This window comes from Chloroflexus sp., assembly GCF_034434295.1.
Lineage (GTDB): Bacteria > Chloroflexota > Chloroflexia > Chloroflexales > Chloroflexaceae > Chloroflexus.
Genome location: NZ_DAOTZQ010000029.1, coordinates 1 through 2,066, shown reverse-complemented (window position 1 = coordinate 2,066; position 2,066 = coordinate 1). Strand labels below are relative to the sequence as shown.

Sequence of the window (2,066 nt, the reverse complement as noted above, 5' to 3'; positions counted from 1 at the left end):
GCTGTGCGATACGTAAAAGTTTTCTCCAGGCTTACACACAAATCGCACCTGTGGAAACACATCCACACACCGATCACTACACGAGCACACCTACCCGCTACCACGAACGAAAATGTTCGGCCAGGGGCGGAAACGGGTGAAGAACAGCTCGCGCCGCACCTCACCATCTGCTTCGGTCACGATGCGGTAGATGGAAACATCACGACCACTGCGTGCGACATCGGTTTGCCGTATCGTACCACGTGGCAGCGAAGGATCATCGATGTAGACCGGCTCAGCCGGTGCACGTACCTCGTTGGTAATGATCGGACCTTCGATCCGCACCTCGCGCTCAGGACGAGTGCCATACAATTGGACGACCAGTACCTGGGCCTGTTCATCAATACTCGTTTGCATCAGCAGCCAGCGCCCGGTATCGTTGATGAATTTGAGGTCTTGCACCCCGGTAAAGATTGCGGCATCGAGACCCTGACCATCGCCGTTCGGACCGAGTCCGAAGCGGTCGTACCAGCTTATGTAAAATGAGTGGGCATGGCGTTCGGTAATCGGCAGACCGGCCCAAAACGCAGCTCGAAAAACGGTCGTACTCACCTGGCATACCCCACCGCCCCATTCGAGCTGAGTCCGATTGCCGATAATTGCATACCCTTCAACAAAGCCATTTTCGGCATTGACTTCACCCAACTGGCGGTTAAATGAGAATTCTTCGCCGGGTGCAATCAATACGCCGTTCATACGGGCTGCACCGGCACGAATATTGGTGATACGGTATGGAGCTGAACCAACAAAACTGCTCCGTCCTTCCGCCACCAGCTCGACAATGCCCAGATTGTCGAGGGTTGCTGCCGTAATTTGAGGCTCAATCCGCTCAACCGGCAAAGTCAGCGTGCGGGTTACCGGTGAAGGCTGCATCAGCACGTCGGCAATGGCAGTTACCGCATCAGCCTGCTGCAGCCGTCGCCCTGGCTGTCCCTCGGCGACGATCCGCACCCGCCCATCACTGAAGCGCAGGCGCGGTTCGGCGGTACCAGTGTCGATTATTTGCGCCAGCCCTTCCACTGCACGGGCAAGACGATCTGGATCAACTTCTATTGTCAAGCGACCGTCAACCGGTGTTACCCGCAGTAGTTCCGCCAGGCGTTCAGGTGTCCAGACAATAGTCTGGTCGTCAACCTTCAATTCGAGCGCACTCCGCAGCAATTGGTCAGCAATCTGCTGGGCGACCACCAGATCGGTATCATCGATCAGTGGTGCGACCTGACGAGTGCGGATCGGCACCGTTTGTGGTTGGAGCGCACGGATAGCCAGCAGCACATCATTTGCGGTTGCGTCAACCAAAAGCTGCGTACCCGGTTGACTAGGCTGACCAACCACGCGGGCATCAGCCAGACTGAGGACAGCATCAGCCGGCAATCGCTCGATCTGTGGAGCAAGCCCCAGTAGATAGCGTTGGGTTTGTCCAAGATCGACGGTCAGACGAGGGGTTATATCAATACCTTCCTGCCAGAGTAACCACAGCTCATAGGCACGGGTTAGCGGATCACCGCTCCGCCCAAGCGCAAAGGCACTATTCACCAGCCCTTCAATATCAAAGGCGACCCCCAACTCGGCGAGTGTCGGTTGCCATCGCTGATCACGAAAGGTAAGCGTCACCGGCTGTTGCTCAAAGGAACGATAGCGTCGCCGCAACTCGATAATCAAATCGGTGCGCGTATACCCACCAATGGACTCGCCATTGAGCGAAACGCCAGGCAAAATCGTTTCGGGATACACCATATCCACGGCGTACAGCGCACCGGTGGGAACTGCGACAAGCATGACTAAACCTATCACCAGCCATAGCCAGACCGGTACCCGCCGCCGATGACGCACTGGCCGCCGCACACGAGGGCGTCGCGGCTCGTCAAGTGTTGGCTTGCCGTCGGCAAGCGACGGACGTTGTCCGGCTCGACGGCGATAGATCGGGCCGTATTCCTGATAGTAGCGATTGTTCGGCATACGGATGCAGCAACCTCATAATACCGGATTACTCGCATTGTACAAAACCTTTGGCGTGGCGACAAGTT

Annotated in this window: 1 protein-coding gene; it reads right to left on the bottom strand. The window is 56.7% G+C overall.

Annotated features, from left to right (window positions below; translation table 11 throughout):
• Positions 1–90: 90 nt before the first annotated feature.
• Entirely contained in the window at positions 91–1,998 is a 1,908-nt protein-coding gene (locus tag VAE57_RS04695; protein WP_322820744.1) for a VanW family protein, read from the bottom strand.
• Between the last annotated feature and the right edge of the window lie 68 nt (positions 1,999–2,066).

Excerpts from the sequence above, each read along its gene's own strand:
- VAE57_RS04695 (WP_322820744.1), bottom strand. The coding sequence starts at position 1,998 with ATGCCGAACAATCGCTACTATCAGGAATACGGCCCGATCTATCGCCGT.